The organism is Nocardia glycosmidis (assembly GCF_052545115.1).
Genome location: NZ_JBQWRH010000008.1, coordinates 66,641 through 89,728 on the forward strand (window position 1 = coordinate 66,641; position 23,088 = coordinate 89,728).

At 66.3% G+C, this 23,088-nt stretch carries 23 protein-coding genes and 3 tRNA genes; 12 read left to right on the forward strand and 14 right to left on the reverse strand.

Translation table 11 applies throughout. The features are described 5' to 3' along the window. Window positions 1-144: 144 nt before the first annotated feature. The 3 genes from ACT86A_RS12355 (at window position 145) to ACT86A_RS12365 (ending at window position 3,792) form a co-directional block, all read left to right on the forward strand. On the forward strand, window positions 145-1,731 hold the full coding sequence (locus ACT86A_RS12355) for a linalool dehydratase/isomerase domain-containing protein (RefSeq protein WP_445092214.1): 1,587 nt from the start codon (window positions 145-147) through the stop codon (window positions 1,729-1,731). Beyond that, window positions 1,728-2,258 carry an SCO family protein gene (locus ACT86A_RS12360; RefSeq protein ID WP_445092215.1) on the forward strand — a complete coding sequence of 177 codons (531 nt, stop codon included), beginning with the start codon at window positions 1,728-1,730 and terminating at the stop codon, window positions 2,256-2,258. Before ACT86A_RS12355 ends, ACT86A_RS12360 begins: the two co-directional genes overlap by 4 nt. Before the next feature lie 430 nt (window positions 2,259-2,688). Then, window positions 2,689-3,792, forward strand: a complete 1,104-nt coding sequence (locus tag ACT86A_RS12365; RefSeq protein WP_445092385.1) for an IS30 family transposase — start codon at window positions 2,689-2,691, stop codon at window positions 3,790-3,792. 64 nt (window positions 3,793-3,856) lie between these two features. Here the strand turns inward: ACT86A_RS12365 and ACT86A_RS12370 are convergent. The 3 genes from ACT86A_RS12370 to ACT86A_RS12380 all read right to left on the reverse strand — a co-directional run bounded on the left by ACT86A_RS12370 (window position 3,857) and on the right by ACT86A_RS12380 (window position 4,849). Beyond that, window positions 3,857-3,929 (reverse strand) — tRNA-Arg (locus ACT86A_RS12370). A gap of 34 nt (window positions 3,930-3,963) precedes the next feature. After that, a tRNA-Ser gene (locus ACT86A_RS12375) sits at window positions 3,964-4,053 on the reverse strand. Window positions 4,054-4,141: 88 nt separating this feature from the next. Beyond that, entirely contained in the window at window positions 4,142-4,849 is a 708-nt protein-coding gene (locus tag ACT86A_RS12380; protein WP_445092216.1) for a dienelactone hydrolase family protein, read from the reverse strand. Window positions 4,850-4,967: 118 nt separating this feature from the next. Between ACT86A_RS12380 and hisC the strand changes: the two genes are divergently transcribed. After that, complete coding sequence (hisC, locus tag ACT86A_RS12385; protein ID WP_445092217.1) at window positions 4,968-6,041, forward strand: histidinol-phosphate transaminase; 1,074 nt, start codon at window positions 4,968-4,970, stop codon at window positions 6,039-6,041. Here hisC and ACT86A_RS12390 read toward each other — a convergent pair. The 6 genes from ACT86A_RS12390 to ACT86A_RS12415 form a co-directional block, all read right to left on the reverse strand. After that, a complete protein-coding gene (locus ACT86A_RS12390) occupies window positions 6,038-7,111 on the reverse strand; it encodes an alpha/beta hydrolase (protein ID WP_445092218.1) in 1,074 nt (357 codons plus the stop codon). The genes hisC and ACT86A_RS12390 overlap by 4 nt on opposite strands. Window positions 7,112-7,181: 70 nt before the next feature. Beyond that, the gene (nicT, locus tag ACT86A_RS12395) at window positions 7,182-8,261 is read right to left on the reverse strand and encodes a Nickel transporter NicT (protein ID WP_508104364.1); all 1,080 of its coding nucleotides are present in this window, start codon (window positions 8,259-8,261) and stop codon (window positions 7,182-7,184) included. A 34-nt stretch (window positions 8,262-8,295) separates the two neighbouring features. Then, a complete protein-coding gene (locus ACT86A_RS12400; RefSeq protein ID WP_445092220.1) occupies window positions 8,296-8,538 on the reverse strand; it encodes a hypothetical protein in 243 nt (80 codons plus the stop codon). A gap of 89 nt (window positions 8,539-8,627) precedes the next feature. Beyond that, window positions 8,628-8,715, reverse strand: a tRNA-Ser gene (locus ACT86A_RS12405). Window positions 8,716-8,739: 24 nt separating this feature from the next. Continuing rightward, entirely contained in the window at window positions 8,740-9,240 is a 501-nt protein-coding gene (locus ACT86A_RS12410) for a MarR family winged helix-turn-helix transcriptional regulator (RefSeq protein WP_445092221.1), read from the reverse strand. Window positions 9,241-9,280: 40 nt separating this feature from the next. Further along, complete coding sequence (locus ACT86A_RS12415; RefSeq protein WP_445092222.1) at window positions 9,281-10,459, reverse strand: lactate 2-monooxygenase; 1,179 nt, start codon at window positions 10,457-10,459, stop codon at window positions 9,281-9,283. Between the two features lie 143 nt (window positions 10,460-10,602). On the opposite strand from ACT86A_RS12415, the gene ACT86A_RS12420 reads away from it, so the two are divergent. Beyond that, window positions 10,603-11,607 carry an NAD(P)H-quinone oxidoreductase gene (locus ACT86A_RS12420; RefSeq protein ID WP_445092223.1) on the forward strand — a complete coding sequence of 335 codons (1,005 nt, stop codon included), beginning with the start codon at window positions 10,603-10,605 and terminating at the stop codon, window positions 11,605-11,607. A gap of 12 nt (window positions 11,608-11,619) precedes the next feature. Here ACT86A_RS12420 and ACT86A_RS12425 read toward each other — a convergent pair whose 3' ends face one another. Beyond that, window positions 11,620-12,822 (reverse strand): cysteine desulfurase-like protein, encoded by a 1,203-nt coding sequence (locus ACT86A_RS12425; RefSeq protein ID WP_445092224.1) that lies wholly within the window; start codon window positions 12,820-12,822, stop codon window positions 11,620-11,622. Between the two features lie 252 nt (window positions 12,823-13,074). Between ACT86A_RS12425 and ACT86A_RS12430 the strand changes: the two genes are divergently transcribed. The 7 genes from ACT86A_RS12430 (at window position 13,075) to ACT86A_RS12460 (ending at window position 19,823) form a co-directional block, all read left to right on the forward strand. Continuing rightward, the gene (locus ACT86A_RS12430; RefSeq protein ID WP_445092225.1) at window positions 13,075-13,680 is read left to right on the forward strand and encodes a bacterial proteasome activator family protein; all 606 of its coding nucleotides are present in this window, start codon (window positions 13,075-13,077) and stop codon (window positions 13,678-13,680) included. Between the two features lie 210 nt (window positions 13,681-13,890). Beyond that, window positions 13,891-14,772, forward strand: a complete 882-nt coding sequence (gene wzm, locus ACT86A_RS12435) for a galactan export ABC transporter permease subunit Wzm/RfbD (protein WP_445092226.1) — start codon at window positions 13,891-13,893, stop codon at window positions 14,770-14,772. 11 nt (window positions 14,773-14,783) lie between these two features. After that, the gene (gene wzt, locus ACT86A_RS12440) at window positions 14,784-15,620 is read left to right on the forward strand and encodes a galactan export ABC transporter ATP-binding subunit Wzt/RfbE (RefSeq protein ID WP_445092227.1); all 837 of its coding nucleotides are present in this window, start codon (window positions 14,784-14,786) and stop codon (window positions 15,618-15,620) included. 145 nt (window positions 15,621-15,765) lie between these two features. After that, window positions 15,766-16,776 (forward strand): galactofuranosyltransferase GlfT1, encoded by a 1,011-nt coding sequence (gene glfT1, locus ACT86A_RS12445; protein WP_445092228.1) that lies wholly within the window; start codon window positions 15,766-15,768, stop codon window positions 16,774-16,776. 212 nt (window positions 16,777-16,988) lie between these two features. Next, window positions 16,989-18,035, forward strand: a complete 1,047-nt coding sequence (rsgA, locus tag ACT86A_RS12450; protein WP_445092229.1) for a ribosome small subunit-dependent GTPase A — start codon at window positions 16,989-16,991, stop codon at window positions 18,033-18,035. A gap of 70 nt (window positions 18,036-18,105) precedes the next feature. After that, window positions 18,106-18,834, forward strand: coding sequence for a chromosomal replication initiator protein DnaA (locus tag ACT86A_RS12455; RefSeq protein WP_445092230.1), 729 nt, complete (start codon window positions 18,106-18,108; stop codon window positions 18,832-18,834). 137 nt (window positions 18,835-18,971) lie between these two features. Continuing rightward, window positions 18,972-19,823 carry an SDR family oxidoreductase gene (locus tag ACT86A_RS12460; RefSeq protein ID WP_445092231.1) on the forward strand — a complete coding sequence of 284 codons (852 nt, stop codon included), beginning with the start codon at window positions 18,972-18,974 and terminating at the stop codon, window positions 19,821-19,823. A 99-nt stretch (window positions 19,824-19,922) separates the two neighbouring features. Here ACT86A_RS12460 and ACT86A_RS12465 read toward each other — a convergent pair whose 3' ends face one another. From ACT86A_RS12465 to ACT86A_RS12480, 4 genes are read right to left on the reverse strand one after another with little or no spacing between them, the layout of a single operon-like run. Then, window positions 19,923-20,972 (reverse strand): ABC transporter ATP-binding protein, encoded by a 1,050-nt coding sequence (locus tag ACT86A_RS12465; protein ID WP_445092232.1) that lies wholly within the window; start codon window positions 20,970-20,972, stop codon window positions 19,923-19,925. Then, window positions 20,969-21,784 (reverse strand): molybdate ABC transporter permease subunit, encoded by an 816-nt coding sequence (gene modB, locus ACT86A_RS12470; protein ID WP_445092233.1) that lies wholly within the window; start codon window positions 21,782-21,784, stop codon window positions 20,969-20,971. The genes ACT86A_RS12465 and modB overlap by 4 nt, the downstream gene beginning before the upstream one ends. After that, on the reverse strand, window positions 21,781-22,566 hold the full coding sequence (gene modA / locus ACT86A_RS12475; protein ID WP_445092234.1) for a molybdate ABC transporter substrate-binding protein: 786 nt from the start codon (window positions 22,564-22,566) through the stop codon (window positions 21,781-21,783). The genes modB and modA overlap by 4 nt, the downstream gene beginning before the upstream one ends. Window positions 22,567-22,571: 5 nt before the next feature. Further along, complete coding sequence (locus tag ACT86A_RS12480) at window positions 22,572-22,973, reverse strand: TOBE domain-containing protein (protein ID WP_445092235.1); 402 nt, start codon at window positions 22,971-22,973, stop codon at window positions 22,572-22,574. Window positions 22,974-23,088: the final 115 nt, after the last annotated feature.

Consider the following 23,088-nt stretch of genomic DNA (forward strand, 5'->3'; position numbering starts at 1 on the left):
GGCCGAATTGTCGGCGCATCCCCGTATCGGCGACCTCGCAAATCTAGCTGGCCTCGCATAGGGATGAGTGTTCGCGATCGGAACACTTCGGCACCGCGAACAGCGGGAGCATGGATCCATCAGTCCCATGGAAGGTAGCTGCACATGCAAGAGACCGAATGCGTTGTCGCCGACACAACATTGACCACTGAGCAACTCGGCCACCTTCGACACTTCGATAACCTGTCCCGGCAACTGCCCAACGACTGGTCACTGATGCAGGGTAAGGCGAACGGCCAGGATGATTTCGGTGGCTATCGCTTTCAGCTCGCCTACATGGCTTACGCCCTGGCCCTGACCCATTTCCATCGGCTACCGAACGCGCCGGGCGTATTCAAACCGGTCCTCGAACGCCTGATCGACAAGCTGCTGTTGCCCGAGGTCTGGATGTACTGGCGCGATTCCAGCCGCGGTGGGTCGGTGTTCAACGCCCATCTGTCGGACGGATACCACGAACAATGGGATCCGGTTGTCCGCGAAAACATCATGTACAGCGCATACGTCCAGTCCATCACTTTGATGTACCACTACCTCTTCGGTGATGACCGGTACGCGCATCCAGGTGCCTTGACGTTCGACTATTGGTCGTTCTTCTGGGGCGGAGAACCGAAGCGGTTCGAATACGACGAGCATTCCCTCAACGAGCAGATCTACTGGCAGATGGTCGAGAGCGGGTATCTCGGCGTGGCCTGTGAGCCCAACTGTGTATTTCAGATCTGCAACCAGCCGGCGATTCTCGGCTTCCGCATGCACGATCTGGTTACCGGTGAGAACGTTGCTGCGGAAGTGACCTACAGCTACGAGAAGACATGGTCGCAACTGGGGCGGCTCGATTCGACCGGGCACTACAACATGCTGATTTCGCGGAATCCCCGCCAGATGATGCCGAACGAGGCACCGTCGACCTGGGTGGACGCATGGTGCGGAACTCTGATGAATATGTGGAATCGTGAATTCGTTCGAGAGCACTACCCCAACCAGATGAAGGACCTGCTGGTCGTTGGTCCGGACGGAACGAAATCGGTTCGCTTCACACCTGATCTGGAAATCATCCCAGGTCGGCCCGTCGTCGCCGACTTCTGCGATTTCGGGTGGGCTGCGACGTGGGCATCCGAGATGGGCGACACCTCGACGCTGGACGGGCTGCTCGCCCATGCCGACCGTTTTATGAACCCCACCTGGCGCGACGGCGGCCTGTTCTACCCCCGCAACGACATCCAGTGCGACCAGGCAGGCAATCGAATCGAGGTCGAACCACTCACTGGCAACGTTCTGCTCGGATACGCGCGGTTGAATGTGCGTGACGGCCTCTGGGGCTTCTACAACAAGCCTTGGGACGCTGCGCATTTCACCGAGCCCACGCTGACCGCCGTCGCCGGCGACATCGCGGTGAGCCGAGCGCGATTCACTCCGAGCTCGGGCACGTTGATCTTCCGCATTCAACGACATGCCGACAGAGACGGTGACGGTTCGATCATTCTCGGCAATGTCGCCGACCGAGAGCGGTGGACGTTGCGGGAACGTGGAGTCATCGTCGCGACCGGTGGAGCCGGTGCCCCGGTCACGGCCGCTGACAGTGCGCAGGGAATCGAGATCGAACGCATCGACGTCGACATCAGGGTTCGGGTGCCTGCGGGTGCGCCACGGACCTTTGACCTCGAGGTGTCTCCGTTGCAGGGATCGAGCGAATGAACGAGACGACCGGCACCCCCGCCCGGCGGTACATAAGCGGTGCGTTCGACCTCACCGACCACAACGGTTACGAGGTGAGCGAAAGGACCTATCGCGGGCGCTACGTCGTGGTTTTCTTCGGATTCACGCACTGCAAGATGGTGTGTCCGCGAGCGCTGCACCGGTTGTCGGCCGTACTCAACTCCCTGGGTCCGCTCGCGGATCGAATCCAACCCCTGTACGTGACCGTTGATCCCGACCGGGACACGCCAGAGGTGATGAAGGAGTTCCTGTCGCCGGACTATCCGCGGTTCACAGGCTTGACCGGTTCGACCGAGCAAGTCGACAGAGCCAAAAAGTCTTTCCGCGTATTTTCGACGACGGTCGCCGACCCCGACGACCCGGACGGCTACCAGATGCCGCACTCGGCGTTTACCTATGTCATGGACCCGGACGGCGCTTACCTGACCCACTTCACCGACGCGGTCGACGAAGCCGAACTGGTTACTCGCCTGACCGCGATCCTGCGACGCCCTGCTTCACGCTGAGACGAGGGTGGCGGAGCGTTCGCGTTGTCGGAGCCAGCGGCGTCGGACTGAAAGGCTCCCTGCTGCCCGGCCAGTGACCGACTCGTGCGCCTGTGCACGAGGCAGGCAACCGTAGTTGTCACCACTGACGCGGGGCATCCCGCTGAAGCCCAGGAACGTCGATCGGGCATTCGCTCAGCTGGTGGAGAAGGCCCGCGTCCGGCCGCTTCGGTTGGACGATCTGCGGCACTCGTGCGCGACATTGTGAGAAGGCCCCTCCACATATCTTGGGTTCTAGGGGTCATCGCAACACCCCAGTTCAGGGGAGATTGCGATGGTCTTCAAGACCCGGGCTGATCGGAAACCGCAGGGGCCGAGGAAGTTGCGGGCTGAGCGGGCGGAGTATCTGCGTCTTGTGGAACTCGGTTACAGCAACAGGGCGGCATCGAAGATGGTCGGCGTCAACGAACGTACGGGGCGTGAGTGGCGCAACGGCCGTGATGATCCCCAGCGCAGGAGGCTGCCCGCTCGTGTCGAGCGGGCAGCCTCTGCCATGAGGTCGCGGTATTTGAGCGAGGACGAACGCATCCGCATCGCCGACCGGCGGCGAGAGAAGGCCGGTATCCGCACGATCGCCGCCGAACTAGGACGCAGCCCGTCCACGATCAGCCGTGAGATCCGCCGCAACGGCACCGTGGGTTCGAATGGGCAGCTGGCCTACCGGCCCCACGCCGCTGCGGCCCGCGCCGACGCGCGTCGGCCGCGCCCGAAACTACGCAAGACCGCCCGCTACCCCGAGCTGGCCGAATTCATTCAGCAGCGGCTGGACAAGCGGTGGAGCCCGGAACAGATCTGCCAGGCTGTTCGTGAACACTTCCCCGACCAGCCGGAGCTGCACGTGGTCCACGAGACCGTCTATCAGGCCCTCTACGTGCAGGGCCGTGGTGAGCTGCGTCGTGAACTGGCGCGAGTGCTGCGCACCGGCCGTACTCGCCGCAAGCCGCACCGCCAGGCCAGCAGTCGCCAGCCGAGGTTCACCCACCCGATGGTCATGATCAGCGACCGGCCCGCCGAGGTCGAAGACCGAGCCGTACCAGGCCACTGGGAGGGTGACCTGATCATCGGGAAGGATGGCGCCTCGGCGATCGGCACCCTCGTCGAACGCAGCACCCGCTACGTGATGCTGGTCCACCTGCCGGACGGTCGTAGTGCCGAACACATGCGAGATGCGTTACAGCGCACTGTCACTCAACTTCCACCTCATCTCATGCGGTCGTTGACCTGGGATCAAGGCAGCGAGCTGGCCGAGCATCACCAGTTCAGCATCACCACCGACATTCCTGTCTACTTCTGCAACCCGGCCAGCCCATGGCAGCGCGGCTCGAACGAGAACACCAACGGCCTGCTACGGCAGTACTTCCCCAAGGGAACCGACCTCTCCCAGCACACTCGCGACTACCTCGACGCCGTCGCCGTCGAACTCAACGGCCGACCACGCAAAACGCTCGGCTGGGATACCCCAGCCGAGCGCCTGGCTAAGCTACTGGCGGCATAACTCGACCACCAGTGTTGCGACGACCCCTCGAATCCGCCTATTGCGGAGGGGCCTTCTACCTGTGTGCGCCCGAAGGGATTCGAACCCCTAACCTTCTGATCCGTAGTCAGATGCTCTATCCGTTGAGCTACGGGCGCCGGTGTTATTCAGTTGTACCCGGTTTCCCGGGTGTGGCGGAGGCGAGAGGATTTGAACCTCCGGTCCCCGTGAAGGGACAACTCATTAGCAGTGAGTCCCATTCGGCCGCTCTGGCACGCCTCCTGGAGCCTTCTCTTCGAGGGCACCGGTCCTTTCGAACCGCCGAGCAGAAAGGTTACAGCAGCAACCGCACAGATCACAAAACGACTGGTCAGCGCAGGTTACTGTCGAACCAATCGAAGATTCTGGTCTGCGAATCGAGCGCATCGGTGTCGTCGTCGGTGTCCGGGGTGTCGGCGCGGTGATGCAGACCGGGGTAGGTGACGACCAGGCTCGCGACGGCGGCGCGGGCGGTGGCGTCGCGCAACTGTTCGACCTGGGCCGGCGGGGTGGCCGGGTCGTCGGCACCGAACAGGCCCAGCCAGGGCGCCTGCAGCAGCGGGGCGGACTGCACCAGAGCATCGGCCCGCTCGGCAAGCGGTTCGACGATGCCGCGCGCCGCCACACTTACCGCGGCCCCGATCGGACGGTTGGTCGCGACCAGGAACGCCGCTGTTCCCGCGGAGTCGAAACCGAGCACGCCGACGGTGTCGGGGAACACGCCCCGCCGGGTCAGCCAGTCGAAGCACGCGTCGAAGTCGTCGAACAGCTCGTCGCCGAAGACTCCGCCGCCCGGTTCGCCGTTCAGCTGGTGGAACAGATCGGGCGCGACTACCGTCCAGCCCTCCCCGGCCAGCGCGTTCATCAGCTCACGCAGGGCGCCGGTCAACTCCCGGGACTCGTGGAGCACCACAATCCCGCCGCGAGCATTTCCCTCCGGCTCCACCACGGTGATGGGCACCTGCCCGCAGGCAGTCGGTCGCTCGTCTTCTTGGTGGCTTGCCCGTAGCGGGGCTATATCGTCGTAGGTGCCCGACATGAAACCAGCGTAGGGCGAATTGCGACACTTCGGTAGAAAATCGCATGTGAGGGCCTGCGGCCAAGACAATTTCCGGTACGCTGGCCGGGCCCTGTGCGGCGCAGATTAGGGTTGGAGTGTGACAGCGCAGATCAGGCCGGACCTAGATTCGATCCCGGCGTACACCCCCGGCCGCAGCAATCCCGGCGCGGTCAAGTTGGCCAGCAACGAAACGACCTTCGGTCCGCTGCCCGCCGCCGTCAAAGCCATCGCCGAGGCGGCCGAGTCGGCCAACCGGTATCCGGATAACCAGGTAACGCAGCTGCGCGCGGCGCTGGCCGACTTTCTCGGGGTGGGATTCGACAATGTCGCGGTCGGCTGCGGCAGCGTGGCCCTGTGCCAGGAGCTGGTGCAGATCACCTGCGCCGACCCAACCGACGAGGTGCTGTTCGCGTGGCGCTCGTTCGAGGCGTACCCGATCGTGACGAAGGTCGGCAATGCGATCGCGGTGCAGGTACCGCTCACCGCGGACCAGGTGCATGATCTGGACGCAATGGCGGCGGCAGTCACCGAACGAACCAAGCTGATCTTCGTCTGCAATCCGAACAATCCCACCGGCACCGCCGTCGGCAAGGCGGAACTGGTCCGGTTCCTGGACGCGGTGCCGCCGCATGTGCTGGTGGTGCTGGACGAGGCGTACTACGAATACCTGCGGCTGGCCGATCACCCCGACGGTGTAGAGCTCGGCCGGACCCGACCCAATGTGGTTGTGCTGCGTACCTTCTCCAAGGCCTACGGGCTGGCCGGCCTGCGGGTCGGCTACGCGGTGGGCGATCCCGCCGTGATCACGGCGCTGCTGAAAGTGCACATCCCGTTCAGCGTGAACCGGCTCGCGCAGGCGGCGGCGATCGCGTCGCTGGAGGCACGGCACGAATTGCTCGATCGCACCGATGTTCTGGTCGCCGAGCGCGAACGGATGCGCGACGCGCTGGTGACGGCCGGGTATCGGATGCCACCGAGCGAGGCGAACTTCGTGTGGCTGCCGCTGGGCGAGCGCAGCGCCGAGTTCGGCGAAGCGAGCGCGGCGGCCGGCGTACTGGTACGGCCCTACGGCAACGACGGTGTCCGCGTCACGGCCGGCGACCCGCACGAGAACGACCTGTTCCTCGACTTCGCCGCCGATCCCGCGGTAACGGCGCGGTTCCTCGGTTAGCGGACGCCGAGCGCGCCCGCGATCGTCGGCCAGGACAGGGCCAGCTCGTCCTCCCAGTACGGCCAGGAGTGTGTGCCGGTGGCGCGGAAATGCGCGGTGATCGGGATGCCGAGCGAACGAAGCCGGTCGGTGAGCCGCTGGGTGCACACATTGGTCGCCGCCTCCAGCGGACCGCCGAAACCGATGGCGCTGGCGAGGTCGACATTCGGGGTCCCCGGCACGTCGTGCACGCCGGGCAGACCACTGCCCACCGACAGGTAGATCGTCTTGCCACGCAACGCGTCCGCGTGCAGCGTGACGTCGTGGGCCAGCCAGGCCGGGTCGTCCTGGTTGCCGAACATGTTGTCCGGCTCACCCATGTAGGTGGCGACCACCGCGCGGGCCTGCGCCTGACCGATATCGGTGCCCATCGAAAAGCAGCCGCTGTGCGCCGCGATCGCGGTGTAGAGCTTCGGCTGGCGGAACGCCAGCATCATCGCGGCCTCGGCGCCCATCGAGACGCCCATGACCGCGTTGGTGCCGTTGCCGTTGAACGTCGCGTCGATCAGCGGGGGCAGTTCCTTGGTGAGGAAGGTCTCCCACATGTTGGTGCCGAGCACCGGGTCGGAATGCTGCCAGTCGGTGTAGAAGCTGGCGGGCCCACCGACGGTGAGCACCACGTTGACGTCCTTGTCCGCATAGAAGCGGTCCGCGTGCCCGAGTTCGGTCCAGTTGTTGCTGTCGCGGCTCGCGCTGCGTCCATCGAGCATGTAGACCGTCGGGCGGGGCCGGGACCGATCGCGCGGCAGCAGCACCTGCACCTCGACCACCCGGCTCATCGACGGAGACGCGACGAACACCCGCAGCCACCGATCGTTGATCGGCTCGACGCGGTCGATCCTGGGCGTCGCGGGCTGTTTACTGGTCGGTTCGGCTGGACCCGGGCCGTCCGAGGAGCCGGTGTTCACCGGCGGAGCAGTGCCGGGCGCCGCCGCGACCTGGGGAGCGCCGAACGCCACCACACCCGAAACGAGAGCGGCACCTACCAGGACGCTGGAGACCCAACGCCGCACCCTGCGGCCAGACAGCATGCGAACCATCCTGCCAGAGCCTACCGGGGTGGTGCGCCCGCAATAGTCAGCCGACGTTCGCCCGTCGGGCTCATCGGGCGGCGAGGCTGTTGCGCCAGCGCCGTTCTACTCCGGCGAACCGCCATACACCGGCCGCGACCACCCAGGTGAGCACGAAGAGCCCCACGATGATGTAACCGAGATCACCCAGATCGAGTTGGCCCACCCAGGCGATGACGCCTGATTCGACCTCGAGTTTCTCGGCGACGAGCGAGACGATTTCCTGCCCGCCGATCAACAGGGCGATCGCGACCGACAGACCGGTGATCACCAGGTTGTAGTAGATCTTGCGAACCGGCTTGGCGAACGCCCAGTCGTAGGCGAAGCTCATGAACGATCCGTCCAGTGCGTCGAACAGCGCCATGCCCGCAGAGAACAGCACGGGCAGTACCAGGATCGAGTACCAGGGCAACCCGGTCGCCGCCGCGCCGCCCGCGATCACCAGCAGACCGACCTCCGTGACGGTATCGAACCCGAGGCCGAACAACACGCCCACCGGATACATGTGTCTCGGCTTGCGAACCAGACCGATCACCGGCCGCAATACTCGGTTCAGCAGGCCACGGTTGTCCAGTTGCCGTTCCAGCTGCGCTTCGTCGACCTCGCCGTGGCGCAGCTGCCGGAAGACGCGCCAGATCCCCACCAGCGACGCGAGATTGAGCAGGCCGATCAGGATCAGGAAGGTGCCCGACACGCCGGTACCCCACACACCGCTCCACTGGTGCAGTGCCGAATCTTCGTCCTCCAGGTTGGTCGCGAGGGCACGCACCCCGACGGCGAGCAACGCGACGAGCACGAACACGACGGTCGAGTGGCCCAGCGCGAACCAGAAACCCACCGTTTGAGTCTTCTGTCTCCCGTTTTCCGCCAGCAATTTTCGCGTCGTGTTATCGATTGCGGCAATATGGTCGGCATCGAACGCATGGCGCATGCCGAGGGTGTAGGCAGTCGCTCCGAGTCCGACCCCGAACACCGAGCCCTGGATCAGGAAATTGCCCGGCGCCACAAAGACCAGGAGCGTTCCCCAACCGAGAACGTGCAGCGCGATTATGGTGGCTGCCATCCCGATGACGCTCCGCACGGCCGACCCCCTGGAACCCTCGAAAAGCAAGTCGGCCAACGATACTCGACGAAAAGCAAGTCGGTCAACGATACTCGATATCACCGATGCTGGGCCGCTCGTTCGGCCGATCCAGCAAATCCAGCAAATCAAAATAAATCCAGCACACCGCCAGTACACCAGCCGTACCCTGTGCGTCGAGCCCTTTCCGGGCATCTGACCAGGACCGGCAGGATTGTTTATCCACACTACCGGTGTCGAGGTCGCCGCGCTGCCCCTCGACGCGGTGACCGGACCGTCCGCCCAGTTCACCGGCGGGAAAGGTCATGCGCCATCCAGGCGGGTGTCCGGCACAGCTGCTGAATCAGCCGAGCCCGGCCCGAACGGGGTTCGGACCGGGCTCGCAGATCACGCTCATGGCGGAGACGGAGGGATTTGAACCCCCGGTCGCTCTCGCGACGCTCGCTTTCAAGGCGAGTGCATTCGGCCGCTCTGCCACGTCTCCAGGGACCTGATCGTAGCGGACCGCTCAGCCGGAGTGCTTACCGATTTCGGCATCCACGCGTCCGAAGGCCTCGCCGATCACCTCGAGCTGGGCCGGAGCGAGCAGATCGATGAAGTGGCGGTGGACGGCTTCGACATGGCCGGGTGCGGCGGCCGCCAAACGACGCATGCCCTCGTCGGTGAGTTCGGCGACCACGCCGCGACCGTCCTCCAGGCAGGTGTTGCGGCGCACCATCCGCTGCTCCTCCAGCCGCCGGATCTGATGGGTCAGCTTGCTGCGCGAGGACAGCACACCGTCGGCCAGTTCGCTCATCCGCAGCGAGCAGTCCGGGGCCTCCGAGAGCAGGACCAGGATCCGGTATTCGGCGATGGTCAGGTCACTGTCGTGCTGCAGCTGACGATTCAGTGCCGCCATCAGACGCTGGTGACCGTCCATATACGCGCGCCAGGCGCGCTGCTGCGCTGGGGTGAGCCAGCGCGGCTCGGACACCGTTCGACCGCTCGATTCGGTATGCACGGTGGTCATTCTATCCGCGACGAACTCCGCAAATCGGCGATATCGCAGGTCAGCGCACTGTAGACAGCAGCGAGCGGCCGACCGTGCCCAGGTCGACGCACCCGGAGAGTCCCAGCGTGGAGTCCAGATCGGCGAGCAGTGCCCGCAGCGCGTGCCGGACGCCCGCGGCGCCCGCGAGACCCAGACCGTAGGCCCAGGGCCGCCCGTACAGCACAGCCTTGGCGCCCAGCGCCAGCGCGACGAGCACATCGGAGCCGGTGCGCACGCCGGAGTCGAACAGTACGTCGGCACGGTCGCCGATGGTGGCCACCACCGTGGGCAACGCCTCCAGAGCCGCGATCGAACCGTCGACCTGGCGGCCACCGTGGTTGCTCACCACCACCGCGTCGGCACCCGCCTCCACCACCTGCCGCGCGTCATCAGGGTGCAGGATGCCCTTTACCGCGATCGGCAGATCCGTCCATTCCCGTAGGCGCGCGAGGTCGGCAGGCCGCAGGGTGTGGTTACCGAACAGCCCGACCCAGGTGAGGATCGCTGTCCGCATCGCCTCCTCGCTCTCCTCCGGCGCGGCCGGAAGCAGGGCACGGAACACCGGATCGGAGAGGTAGTTGGCGATGCCTTTGCCGTGCAGGAACGGCAGGTGTGCCAACTCCAGATCACGGGGACGCCAACCGAGGGCGGGGGTATCCACGGTCACCACGATCGCCGAGGCCCCCGCCCGCTCGGCGCGCTGGACGAACGAACGAGCCAGCTCGTCGTCGGCGGGCCAGTACAGCTGATACCACCACGCACCGGCGGCGGCGCCGACCTCTTCGATGGTCGAGGAGGCGGCGGTGGACAGCACCGTGCCGATGCCGAGTTCCTTGGCAACTTCGGCCACGATCACCTCACCGCCCTCGTGCAGCAGTTCGAGGACGCCGATCGGCGCGGTGAGCACCGGAGCGGCCAGCCGGGTGCCGAGCACCTCGACCGAGAGATCGCGGGCCCCGGGGCCGGTCGCGCCGCGCAGCATCCGCGGCAGGATGCGGTATCGGTCGAAGGCGGACCGATTGGCTACGGCGGTGCGCTCCGCGGAGGCGCTGCCCGCCACATACGCGAAAGCCGCCGGGTCCAGCCGCTCCCGCGCGAGCGCCTCCAAACCCGCGGCGGTCATGGGCAATTCGGGAAGAGCGCCGCCTAGGCCGCCCAGGTATATCTCGTTCTGAAAATCGATGAAGCCGCCGCTCATCCCCGGAACGGTAGTCCGTGGTGCCGATCAGTGCAGGCTGGTTGCCGGATTGCGCTCGCACCGGGCGCAACGTCCGGACCCGGTGCCGAGGCGACTCAGGGGTCAGCGCGCGGTGATCCGAACCGGCGGAGCACTATGGCACGGTGCGTGCCATCAGCCTGAACGGATTCGGCGGACCCGAAGTGATGTCCTGGACCGAGGCGCCGGATCCAGCGCCCGGCCACGGCGAGCTGTTGATCGAGGTAGCCGCGGCCGGCGTCAACCGGGCGGATCTGCTCCAGCGCCGCGGTCACTACCCACCCCCTGCCGGTGGTAGCCCGATCATCGGCCTGGAGTGTTCCGGTGTCGTCGCCGAACTCGGCGACGGTGTGCATGACTGGGTGGTCGGTGATCGGGTGTGCGCGCTGCTGTCCGGCGGCGGTTACGCGGAACGAGTCGTGGTGCCCGCGACCCAGGTGCTCCCGGTGTCCGACGGCCTGGACCTCGGCGCGGCGGCTGGACTGCCCGAAGTGGCGGCCACCGTGTGGTCGAATCTTGTGCTGACCGCGGGCCTGCACGCGAATCAGCTGGTGTTGATCCACGGCGGCGGAGGCGGTATCGGCACGCACGCCATCCAGGTCGCCACAGCGCTCGGCGCGCGCGTCGCGGTGACCGCCGGGTCGGCCGAGAAACTGACGCGCTGCGCGGAGCTGGGGGCGAGCGTGCTGATCAACTACCGCGATGACGATTTCGTGACCGTGCTACGGGCCCAGAAATCGGGCGCCGGCGGTGCCGGTGCCGACATCATCCTCGACAACATGGGTGCGGCCTATCTGGGACGCAATGTCGACGCACTCGCCGACCACGGCAAGCTGGTCGTGATCGGCATGCAGGGCGGGGTCAGTGCGGAGCTGAATCTGGGCGCGCTACTGCGTAAGTGGGGCACCATCCACGCCACCAACCTGCGGGCGCGGCCCGCGACCGGCGTCGGCGGCAAAGCCGAGATCATCGCCGCGGTGCGCAGGCAGCTGTGGCCGTTGATCGCCGACGGCACCGTCGTCCCGGTGATCGCCGCCGAGCTGCCGATCGAAGCGGCGGCCGACGCGCACCGGCTGCTGGACTCCGGCGAGGCGTTCGGCAAGGTGGTACTGCGGGTGCACGAACTCTGAGGGCCGGACCGCTCACTCCAGCGCCAGCAGCGCCCTGCCGAGCTGGTCGATCTCGAACTTGGTGGTGTAGGGCGCGAGGCCGACGGTCACGGCGCCGCCCTCGTCGTTGACGCCGAGCGCGTCCAGCAACCTGCTGCCGCCGTGCACGCCGCTCACCGTACCGATCCGGTTGTCGGCCAGCTTGGCCGCGACCTTCTCCGCCTGCATGCCGGCGAGCGTGAAACTGACCGTCGGGATGCGGGTGGACGCACGGCCGATCACGGTGAGGCTCGGGATCGAGCTCAGCATGGCCATCAGGTGCTCGAACAGTTCGTCGTGATAATCCTGCAGTGAGGTGATCGACATCTCCAAGCGCTCGCGCCGGGTTCCGCGCGCCCGTTCATCGAGCCCGGCGAGGAAGTCGATCGAGGTGGTCAGGCCGGCCAGCAGCGCGTATTGATGCCCGCCGACCTCGAGCCGTTCGGCGCCCTTCGCATAGGGGTTCAGCGACATCGACGGGATCCGGTCCAGGAACGCCGGGTCGCGAAAGACCAGTGCGCCGATCTGCGGACCACCCCAGGCCGGCGCGCTCAGCGCGACCACGTCGGCGTTCAATTCGTCGATGTCGATCAGCGCGTAGGGGGCGGCACCGAACGCGTCGGCCACCAGCAGCCCGCCCACCTCGTGCACCCGATCCGCGGCCACCCGCACCGCGGGCGCCGAGCCGACGATGGGCGAGGCGGCGGTGAGCGCGACCAGTCGCGCGGTGGGACCGATCAGTTCCTCGAACTGCCAGGACGGCATCTCGCAGGTCTCGATCTCCACCTCGGCCCAGCGCACGTGCGCGCCGTATCGGTTGGCGATGCGCAACCACGGCGCGACATTGGCCTCGTCGTCCAGCCGGGACAGCACGATGCCGGTGCCGAGCCCGAGCCGAGAGCTCAGCGATTCGGCGAGCCAGGCGAGCAGGACCGCGCGGTCGGGGCCGAGCACCACGCCCGCCGGGTCGCCGCCGACCAGGTCCGCCACCGCCTCGCGGGCAGCGTCCAGGATCGCCGCACTGCGCACGGCGGCGCTGGTGCGGCCGACATGCGAAAACGAAGAAGTTCGGAAACCCGTTGATACGGCACGGGATACCGCATCCGGAACCAGCATGCCCGCTTGCGGGTCGAGGTGGATCCAGCCGTCGCCCAGGGACGGTATCAGGCCCCGAACCCTCGCGACGTCGTAAGTCATGTTGGCCACTCTAAGGGCAGCGGGCGAGCCTGTATAACCGCGTTCCCCTCCGCGAAGCGGTGGGCGCACAGCGACCTGGGACTCAGCATGGCAACCGACTTTCGAGAAATCCGAACCACACGACCCGAACAGAATAGAGCGCCGAGCCCGTGCCGGGGCGCCGACCGGGCAACCTCCGGTGCGCGCTGTCGCATCGCGGCACCAGGAGCACCGGCTTAGCGCGTTCGCGGCGGACGCGACATGATGGGAACCATGACGCACTCGGACGAGACACCGGACCATATCGTCGTCGTCGGCCCGAACGGCAGGCCGTTGGCCATCCCGGCGGCGCCTGGATCGGACACGCCGTACACCGCACAGGTGGTGACCGGCAACGATAAGAAGGACCACTCGGACGACCGTGATGATTCGGGCGAATCGCTCGCCGACATGGTCGAGCAGCCCGCGAAGGTCATGCGGATCGGCACCATGATCAAGCAGCTGCTCGAGGAGGTCCGCGCGGCTCCGCTCGACGAGGCCAGCCGCAATCGGCTCAAGGAGATCCACACGTCCTCGGTGCGGGAGCTGGAGCAGGGCCTCGCCCCCGAGTTGCGGGAAGAGCTCGAGCGGCTTACCTTGCCGTTCACCGACGATGCCGTCCCGTCCGACGCCGAGCTGCGGATCGCGCAGGCGCAGCTGGTCGGCTGGTTGGAGGGACTGTTCCACGGCATCCAAACCGCGCTGTTCGCTCAGCAGATGGCTGCGCGCGCCCAGCTCGAGCAGATGCGTCAGGGTGCGCTGCCGCCCGGTCTGCACGTCGGCGACCCGCGCGGCGGCCAGGGCAGTCAGGTCACCGGCGGTTCCGGCCAATACTTGTGAGACCGCCGAGGTGTGTGTGCCACGCGGCGGCGGCAAGCCGCCGGGGTAGTCTCGTGCACCGTGCCCGCCGCTGCCGCTCGCCCCGACTCCGACCCGAGTGCGGTGCGTCCCGAAGAGAGCTCAGTTGGTTCCGATGACCGAGCGCGTACCGACGACGATTCACCGATCGAGCACACCCTGCGATCCGACGATTCGGCGCAGGAGAATCCGGTGAGCGCGACGACGCCGGAAGCCGAGGCCGCACACACCGGTGCGACCGTCGCGAGGATCGTGCCGGACTCGCAGACGTTCCGGCGCGCGTTCCAGGACTTCGCGGGCGGATTCGCCCAGCGCGAGCTGTGGCTGTCGCTCGGCTGGCAGGACATCAAGCAGCGCTACCGCCGCTCGGTGCTCGGCCCGTTCTGGATCACCATCGCCACCGGGCTGCAGGCCATGGCGATGGGCGTTCTCTATGCGGCGCTGCTCGGCCAGCCGTTGCGGGAGTACCTGCCCTACGTGACGGTCGGGCTGATCATCTGGAACGTGATCAACGCGAGCATCCTGGAAGGCTCGGAGGTCTTCATCGCTAACGAGGGCCTGATCAAGCAGTTGCCGTCCGCGCTGAGTGTGCACGTCTACCGGCTGGTGTGGCGACAACTGCTGTTCTTCGCCCACAACATGGTCATCTACCTGGTCTTGCTCGTCGTCTTCGGCCTGTGGCGCCAGCTCGGCCCGCAGACCCTGCTGGCGATTCCGGCGATCGCGCTGATCTTCCTGAATTCCGCGTGGGTGTCGATCGTGTTCGGTATTTTCAGCACCCGCTACCGCGATATCGCGCCGATTCTCAGCAGCACCACGCTGATGTTGTTCGTGCTGACGCCGGTAATGTGGACGACCAAGACCCTGGAATCCCAGGTCGGCACCGGGGAGCGCGCCAAGCTGGCCGAGCTCGTGCCGACATTCCACTATCTCGAAATCGTCCGGGCGCCCCTGCTCGGCGAACCGTCGCAGCCGCGGCACTGGCTGATCGTCGGCACGATCACCCTGCTGGGCTGGATCGTGGCGATCTTCGCCATGAGGCAATACCGTTCGCGCGTACCGTACTGGGTATAGGAGCGCCCCCGATGAGCCGTGTGAGTATCGAAACCCAGGACGCGTGGGTCGAATTCCCGATTTTCGACGCCAAATCGCGGTCGCTGAAAAAGGCGTTTCTCGGCAAGGCCGGCGGCGCGATCGGACGCAACCAATCCGACGTCGTCGTGATCGAGGCGTTGCGCGACATCACGCTCTCGTTGCGAGAGGGCGACCGAGTCGGTCTGGTCGGGCACAACGGCGCGGGCAAATCGACGCTGCTGCGGCTGCTTTCGGGCATCTACGAACCCTCCCGCGGCAGTGCGCGCATTCGCGGGCGGGTCGCGCCGGTCTTCGATCTCGGCGTCGGCATGGATCCGGAGATCTCCGGTTACGAGAACATCATCATCCGCGGCCTGTTCCTCGGGCAGACGCGCAAGCAGATGCTCTCGAAAATCGAGGAGATCGCCGATTTCACCGAGCTGGGCGAATACCTGTCCATGCCGCTGCGCACCTATTCCACCGGTATGCGCGTCCGACTCGCGATGGGCGTGGTGACCTCGATCGATCCGGAGATCCTGCTGCTCGATGAGGGCATCGGCGCGGTGGACGCGGAATTCATGAAGAAGGCGCGGCTGCGGTTGCAGTCGCTGGTCGCCCGTTCCGGCATTCTGGTTTTCGCCAGCCACTCCAACGAATTCCTCGCGCAGCTGTGTGATACCGCGCTGTGGATCGACCACGGCCAGATTCGCTTGCGTGGCGGCATCGAAGAAGTGGTACGAGCCTATGAGGGGCCGGAAGCGGGCAACCATGTGGCGACGGTGCTGCGCGAAATGGAAGCCGAACGGGCCGAAGGCACCGAACGAGAGTTGGAGCGGAATCAGGCATGAGCGGTCAGGCCCGGAGGCGGCAGCGAAGCGTGACCACGCAAGGCCCCGCTCATGCCCAAAACAAACACAGCATGAGCGGTCAGGCCCGGAGGCGGCAGCGAAGCGTGACCACGCAAGGCCCCGCTCATGCTGGAAAGGCTGCGGCATGAGTGAGCCGGCCGGACAGGACACCCCGATCGACGAAAAAGCGCAAGCGGGGACCGGCTCCGTGCCGACGAAAGGTCTCGACGATCTCGCTGCGGACTGCGCGCTGCCGAACGCCGGCACGGATGCGCGCATCGTGGCGGTCGTCGTCACGCACAAGCGGCGTGAATTGCTCGCCGAGTCGCTGAAAGTCGTTGCGTCCCAATCGCGGCCGGTGGACCACCTGATCGTGGTCGACAACGGCAACGAATCGGAGGTCGAAGCGCTGGTCCGCGACCAGCCGCTGGAATCCACCTATCTGGGTTCGGCGCACAATCTCGGCGGCGCGGGCGGGTTCGCGCTCGGCATGCTGCACGCCCTGAGCATCGGCGCGGACTGGGTGTGGCTCGCCGACGACGACGGCAGGCCCGAAGGCCCGGACGTGCTGTCCACGCTGCTCGATTGCGCGGACCGGCACGGGCTGGTCGAGGTGTCACCCGTGGTCTGCGATATCGATGAACCCGACCGCCTCGCCTTCCCGCTGCGCCGGGGCGTGGTGTGGCGGCGGCTGCGCTCGGAACTCGGCGACGAGGACTTCCTACCCGGGATCGCCTCGCTGTTCAACGGCGCGCTGATCTCCGCGAAGGCGGTCGACGTGATCGGTGTGCCGGACCTACGCCTGTTCGTACGCGGCGACGAGGTCGAGGTGCATCGCCGCCTGGTGCGCTCCGGCCTGCCGTTCGGCACCTGCTTGCAGACGGCATACCTGCACCCCAACGGTGCGGCCGAGTTCAAACCGATTCTCGGTGGCCGGATGCACACGCAGTACCCCGACGACCCGGTGAAGCGTTACTTCACCTACCGCAACCGCGGCTACCTGATGTCTCAGCCCGGCATGCGCAAACTGCTGCCCCAGGAGTGGATCCGCTTCTCCTGGTTCTTCCTGGTTACTCGCCGCGACCCAGCGGGTCTGCGCGAGTGGTTCCACCTCCGCTCCCTCGGCCGCCACGAGCAATTCGGCAACCCCGAGTAGTCGCGGAAGTCGGAAATTCGGTTGCGTGGGTGAGAGGTTGGATGCGAGGGTTGGGCGACTGCGAGAGAGGCAAGGAGGTGTGGACCGTGACGAGGAACGTGCGGATTGTCGTGTCCGGGCGCGCTACGCATGCGGCCACACGAAACTCCTGCTCATTCTCCCTTCGCTGAACCTTCTTCGGGTTCGGCGCCCGACGAAGGATTCCTTCCATCATGGTCGACTACGACCTTCTCGTCCCTTACGGCTGGACCGAAGCCGTTTCCACCCACTACGCCTCGATGATCGAGGAAGGCTGTGTGCCTGCGCGGGTCATTCGGATGGACCGCGGCGAATGCGACGTCGCGACGCCGAGCGGGGTCGCCCGCGCCCGCTGCCCACGCGCGGATTCCGAGGTCAGCGGGCTGTGCACCGGCGACTGGGTGAGCATTGATACCGATTCCTCTGTGCGGCGACTGCTTCCGCGCCGCACGGTGATCGTGCGGTCGTCAGTGTCCGGCCGGTCGCAAGGCCAAGTACTCGCCGCGAACGTCGACACCGTGCTGATCTGCACTGCCGCCGACGGCGACGTGGACCTCGGCCGCATCGAGCGCATGCTCACACTGGCCTGGGAGAGCGACGCCCAGCCGATCGTGCTGCTCACCAAGGCCGACGCGGCGATCTATCTTCCGCTCGAGGAGGTGCGGGCCGTCGCGCCGGGCGCGGCCGTGCTCGCCGTGAGCGCCGATACCGGCGCCGGGCTCGATGTGCTCGTCGCGATGGTGGCGGGCACCGTCGCGTTGATCGGCCCCTCTGGTGCTGGGAAGTCGACCCTCGCCAACGCGTTGCTGGGCGCCGAGATCTTCGCCACGAACACGGTCCGGGATGCGGACAAGAAGGGCAGGCATACGACGGTGCACCGGGAGCTGAGGCCGCTGCCCGGCGGTGGCACGCTGATCGATACGCCTGGGCTGCGTGGCGTCGGATTATGGGATGCCACCGAAGGCATCGAGAAGACGTTCAGCGACATCGAATCCCTTGCCGCTCAGTGCCGTTTCGGCGATTGCGCACACCGCGGCGAACCGGGATGCGCGGTGCGGGACGCGATCGACAACGGCGAGCTGACCCAGCGCAGGCTGGACAGTTACCGCAAGCTGGCGCGGGAGAACGAATGGATGCAAGCGCGCACCGACAAGCGGTTGCAGGCCGAACGCGAGCGGGCCTGGCGGGACATCACCAAGCAGCATCGCAAGATGTTCCGGGAGCGGAACTCAAAACGCTGATCGCACGACGCTGATCGCACCGAGGCACGGTAGGGTCGCCCTCGCACTGTTCGCTATCTGGGAGGGATAGATGAGTCATCCTGGCGGGTACCCGCCTCAAGGCCAGCAGCCCGGGCAATGGCCTGGACAGCCGGCATTCGGTCAGCAGCCGCCAGTCGGCCAGTACTCGCCCTCGCAGGCGCCTGCGCAGTACGCGCCGCCGCCCGCGGGGCAGCATCCGAGCCAACCGCACCTCGTGCAGCCGCAGGCAGGGCAGCCTACGCCCCAATTCGGCCAGCCCGCACCGCAATACAGCCAGCCCGCACCGCAATACGGCCAGCCGCAGCCGTATGGTCAACCTGCGCCGTTCGGGCAGCCTCAGCAGTTCGGGCAGCCCCAGCAATTCGAAGCGCAGCAGGGTTACGGCCAGCCGGCCGATCCGCCTGGCATCACCATCGACGCCTCGTACGCGGGCTGGGCGTTCCTGCTCGCGTTGACCAAGCCGAAGATCCTGGTCAACGGCCAACGGGTGCCCAATACCCGCTGGGGCGCGAACCACATCCCGGTGGGGCCCGGCCAGTACCAGGTCCGGGTTACCACCCCGTGGTTGTTCGATATGGGTCCGGCCAACGTGACCGTGCCGATCGCCGAGGGACAGGCCACGCGCTTCTACTACAAGGCGCCGGTGGTGGTCTTCCTCAATGGCGCGATCGGCCCGGTTCCGCAGAAGGCTCCGGGCATGGTGTTCCTGTACATCGTCTGGGCAGTGACCGGGCTGATGATCCTCCTGAACATCCTGCTGGTGTTCGCGACGCTCTGAACCGGAAAAAGGGCACCGGCATGCCGGTGCCCTTTTTCGGCTCCTTTATGCAACTGATTGCATAATCTACGCTTGGTGTGCAGGCGTGCGACGCCGCGGGCGGCCTGCCCGGGGGCACACACGAAGGAGCAAGTCACATGACGGAACCGGGATCCAAGGCGCTGGCGGGGCGGACGATGATCATGTCCGGCGGCAGTCGCGGCATCGGTCTGGCGATCGCCAAGCGGGCCGCGTCCGACGGCGCCAACATCACGCTGATCGCGAAGACCGACCAGCCGCACCCCAAGCTGCCCGGCACCATACACACCGCCGCCGCGGAACTCGAGCAGGCGGGTGGGCAGGTGCTGCCGTTCGTCGGCGATGTCCGGATCGATGATTCGGTGACCGAGGCCGTGCGCCGGACAGTCGAGCGGTTCGGCGGCATCGACATCGTGGTGAACAACGCCTCGGCCATCGATCTATCGCCCACCGCTGCGCTGCCGATGAAGAAGTACGACCTGATGCAGGACATCAATTGCCGAGGCAGCTTCCTGCTGTCCAAACTGAGCATCCCGTACCTGCGCGAATCGGCGGACGCCGGACGCAACCCGCACATCCTGACCCTGTCCCCGCCGCTGAACCTGGACCCGAAGTGGGCGGGCATGGCACTGGGCTACACCATCGCGAAGTACGGGATGTCGCTGACCACACTGGGCCTGGCCGAGGAACTGAAGGGCGACGGCATCGGCGTCAACTCGCTGTGGCCGCGCACCACCATCGCCACCGCGGCGGTGCAGAACCTACTCGGCGGCGAAAAGGTGGCCGCCACCTCACGCACCCCCGACATCTACGCCGACGCCGCCTACCTGGTGCTCACCTCACCGAGCAAGGAAACCACCGGCAACTTCTTCATCGATGATGACGTTCTGGCCGCCCACGGCATCACCGACTTGGACAAATACCGCGTCACTCCGGGCGACGCCGAACTCACCACCGACCTCTTTCTCTGACCAGCGACAGCCGGCTCGGCGATGTTCAGTGTTTCCATATCGCCGAACCTTGGTCACTGAGCGACGGGAAGCCGTTCCATGCACTGCCGCGCGGTGGCGTCATGCCGGGTAAGTGTGGATCTCGGTTGCTTTGAGCGCAGCCCACAACTGCGCCCCATTGTGCAGGCGCAGCTCGGCGACGGTGGCGGGGGTGACGTCGGCGAGTACCGGTGGACTGCCGTCGAGGCGGACGCGGGTGGTGTGGGCGTGCTGTTCGAGGCCGACGATGGTGACCGGCCACGTGTTTCGTGGGCTGCCCGCGGGTTGTTCGGGATGCAAGCTGACCGCGCTGGGCGCGAACGCGACATGCACTGCACCCTGGCGTGGTTCGGCTATCGTGAGTGCCCCACCGCTGACGAGGTCGACGGTGGTGTCGTGCGCTGAGCCGCGAAAGAGGTTGAGGCCCACCAGGTTCGCGACATAGTCCGATCGCGGTCTTCGGGCCACCTCGCTGGGCGGTCCCTCCTGGACGACGACACCTCGCTCGAGGATGACCAGGCGGTCGGCAAGCACCATGGCGTCGAGCGGGTCGTGGGTGACCAGCACCGTGTGTCCGGTGTAGTCGGTGAGGTGGTGGGCGAGGTCGGATCGGACCTGTAAGCGAGTGCCGGCGTCGAGCGCGGCGAGCGGTTCGTCGAGTAGCAACAGTTGCGGGTCGGTGGCGAGCGCGCGGGCCAAGGCCACGCGTTGAGCCTGTCCGCCGGACAGGGCGCGTGGTTTGGCGCGCACGTGTTCGGTGAGACCGACCCGGTCGAGCCAGAACTCGGCGCGGTCGCGGGCCGCACGGCGGCGTTGCCCTCGGGCACGCAGCCCGAAGGCGACATTGTCCTGGGCGGACATGTGCGCGAACAGCAGGTAATCCTGGAACACCACACCGACCTCGCGTCTTTCCGCGGGGACGAAGATCTTCGGTGGTTGGTCCCAGGTCTGGGCGTCGAGACGGATTCTGCCGTCGGTCAGTGGTGTGAGACCGGCGAGCGTTCGCAGGGCGGTAGTTTTTCCGGCGCCGTTGGGTCCCAGGAGCGCGACAACCTCGCCGGGTGCCACCGTGACGCTGATGCCGAGCTCGAATTGTCCTCGGGTGACCTGTAATTCGGCTTCCAGGGTCATACTGCTCCCCGTATCCATCGGTCGCGCAGCGCTGCGAGCACGGCCACCGACACGGCAAGTAACACGAGGCTCAGCACGATCGCGTCCTCGGGATCGGTTTCCAGGGCGAGGTATACCGCCAGCGGCATGGTGGTGGTCTTACCGGGGAAGTTGCCCGCGAAGGTGATGGTGGCGCCGAATTCGCCGAGTGCGCGGGCCCAGCACAGTACCGCACCCGCGATGACGCCCGGCAGGACCGATGGCAGGGTGACCCGGCGGAAGGTCAGCCACCTCGAGGCACCGAGAGTGGCGGCGGCTTCCTCATAACGTGGATCCGCGGCGCGCAAGGAGCCTTCGACCGAGATGACCAGGAACGGCATCGCCACGAATGCCTCGGCAACCACCACCCCGGCTGTCGTGAAAGGCAGTGAGACACCGAACCATTCATACAAGTGGCGGCCGATCAGCCCGCGGCGACCGAGCACGAGCAGCAAAGCGACACCGCCGACGACCGGCGGCAGCACCAGCGGAACCGTCACCAGCGCTCGGATGAATCCGAGTCCGGGGATTTCGCCGCGAGCGAGCAGCCACGCCAAGGGAATGCCGAAAACGAGACAAATGAATGTCGCGGAACTCGCGCAGACCAATGAAAGGCGAAGCGCCTGGCCGACTTCGGCGCTGAACAACCGGTCGGGCAGGCCGCGCCAAGGCGCGCGCAGCAGCAGCCCGATCAGCGGTAGTAGCAGAAACGCCAAGCCGCAGACTGCAGGCAGCAGCAGGACGAGCGGTCGCCGCCCGCGTGCTGTCCGCCGTCGCGCCGACGTCGAGGTCACGGGTTGTCGAATCCCGCCTTGGTGAATACCGCACGGGCTTGGTCGGATTCGATGAACGTGACAAATGCCGCGGCGGCGGCGGAGTTGGGCGCCTTGGCCAGCGGCGCGACCGGGTAGTCGTTGATCGCCTTGCCGGCCTCGGGGAAGTCGATGCCCTCGACCTTCTCTCCCGCGGCTTTGACGTCGGTGCGGTAGACGAGCGCGGCGTCCACTTCACCGAGGGTGACCTTCGTCAGCACGGCTTTGACGTCTGCCTCACGGGTGTCGGGCTGCGGATTGACGCCCGCGACGTCGAAGACGGTCTTGGCCGCGGCACCGCACGGCACCTGTTCGGCGCACAGTGCGATCTTCGGTTCGGTTTTGCCGAAATCGGCGAGTCCGGTGATGTGGCCGGGATTGCCCTTGGGGACCGCGATTTCGAGGCGGTTACGCACGAATGTCACCGGTTTGGCGGTGATGCTGCCCGCATCGACGACCTGCTGCATGTTCTTCGGAGCCGCCGAGGCGAATACGTCGACGGGTGCGCCTTGCTTGATCTGTTCAGCCAATGCCGAGCTCGCACCGAAGCTGTAGACGACCTTGGTGCCGGGGTGCGCGGCCTCGAATTGCTTGCCCAGTTCGGTGAACGTCTCGGTCAACGATGCGGCCGCGAATACCGTCACCGTTCCGGAGATCTTGTCGGCGGGGGCCGGATCGGACGACTTGTCCGATCCACAACCGACCAATGTCAATGCGACAGCTCCGGTCAGAGCAACCGCACTCAGCGAGCGAATCGTCCTCATCCTCATCAACTTTCCGGGATTTCTACAACAACATGGGTGGACTTCACCGATGCGACCGCGACGCTGCCGACCTCCAGGCCGAGTTCGTCGACCGATTCCCGACTCAACAAGGACACGAGTTTGAAGGGCCCGGCTTGCATCTCGACCTGAGCCATCACCGTGTCCTTCACGATGCGGGTCACGATCCCACGCATCCGGTTGCGCGCCGAGACCGCCACCACCGGGCTACCGGGCTCCGGAGCGTCGGCGTTGGCCTGCAGAAACTCGGCGAGCTCGCGGCCGCTGACGCCTTTGCGGCCGCTGTCCAGCTGGATCGCGGTCAGTCGGCCCTGATCGATATACCGCCGCACGGTGTCATCGCTGACCCCCATCAAAGCGGCCACTTCGCTGATCCGCAGATTCGACACGATTGGCATCATATTGCCGTATCCACGGAATGTATAGCCGTGTGCAGGCGCTGCGGCGGATCGCTATCCACCCGGATGCGCTGGTCGGCAGCGGTGAGTGCGGTGCGAACACGAC

Bases quoted from the DNA above. Each gene is read 5' to 3' on its own strand.
- ACT86A_RS12355 (WP_445092214.1), top strand. From the start codon at position 145: ATGCAAGAGACCGAATGCGTTGTCGCCGACACAACATTGACCACTGAG.
- ACT86A_RS12360 (WP_445092215.1), top strand. From the start codon at position 1,728: ATGAACGAGACGACCGGCACCCCCGCCCGGCGGTACATAAGCGGTGCG.
- ACT86A_RS12365 (WP_445092385.1), top strand. From the start codon at position 2,689: ATGGTCGGCGTCAACGAACGTACGGGGCGTGAGTGGCGCAACGGCCGT.
- ACT86A_RS12380 (WP_445092216.1), bottom strand. From the start codon at position 4,849: ATGTCGGGCACCTACGACGATATAGCCCCGCTACGGGCAAGCCACCAA.
- ACT86A_RS12390 (WP_445092218.1), bottom strand. From the start codon at position 7,111: ATGCTGTCTGGCCGCAGGGTGCGGCGTTGGGTCTCCAGCGTCCTGGTA.
- ACT86A_RS12400 (WP_445092220.1), bottom strand. From the start codon at position 8,538: ATGACCTTTCCCGCCGGTGAACTGGGCGGACGGTCCGGTCACCGCGTC.
- ACT86A_RS12410 (WP_445092221.1), bottom strand. From the start codon at position 9,240: ATGACCACCGTGCATACCGAATCGAGCGGTCGAACGGTGTCCGAGCCG.
- ACT86A_RS12415 (WP_445092222.1), bottom strand. From the start codon at position 10,459: ATGAGCGGCGGCTTCATCGATTTTCAGAACGAGATATACCTGGGCGGC.
- ACT86A_RS12425 (WP_445092224.1), bottom strand. From the start codon at position 12,822: ATGACTTACGACGTCGCGAGGGTTCGGGGCCTGATACCGTCCCTGGGC.
- ACT86A_RS12430 (WP_445092225.1), top strand. From the start codon at position 13,075: ATGACGCACTCGGACGAGACACCGGACCATATCGTCGTCGTCGGCCCG.
- wzt (WP_445092227.1), top strand. From the start codon at position 14,784: ATGAGCCGTGTGAGTATCGAAACCCAGGACGCGTGGGTCGAATTCCCG.
- glfT1 (WP_445092228.1), top strand. From the start codon at position 15,766: ATGAGTGAGCCGGCCGGACAGGACACCCCGATCGACGAAAAAGCGCAA.
- rsgA (WP_445092229.1), top strand. From the start codon at position 16,989: ATGGTCGACTACGACCTTCTCGTCCCTTACGGCTGGACCGAAGCCGTT.
- ACT86A_RS12455 (WP_445092230.1), top strand. From the start codon at position 18,106: ATGAGTCATCCTGGCGGGTACCCGCCTCAAGGCCAGCAGCCCGGGCAA.
- ACT86A_RS12460 (WP_445092231.1), top strand. From the start codon at position 18,972: ATGACGGAACCGGGATCCAAGGCGCTGGCGGGGCGGACGATGATCATG.
- ACT86A_RS12465 (WP_445092232.1), bottom strand. From the start codon at position 20,972: ATGACCCTGGAAGCCGAATTACAGGTCACCCGAGGACAATTCGAGCTC.
- modA (WP_445092234.1), bottom strand. From the start codon at position 22,566: ATGAGGACGATTCGCTCGCTGAGTGCGGTTGCTCTGACCGGAGCTGTC.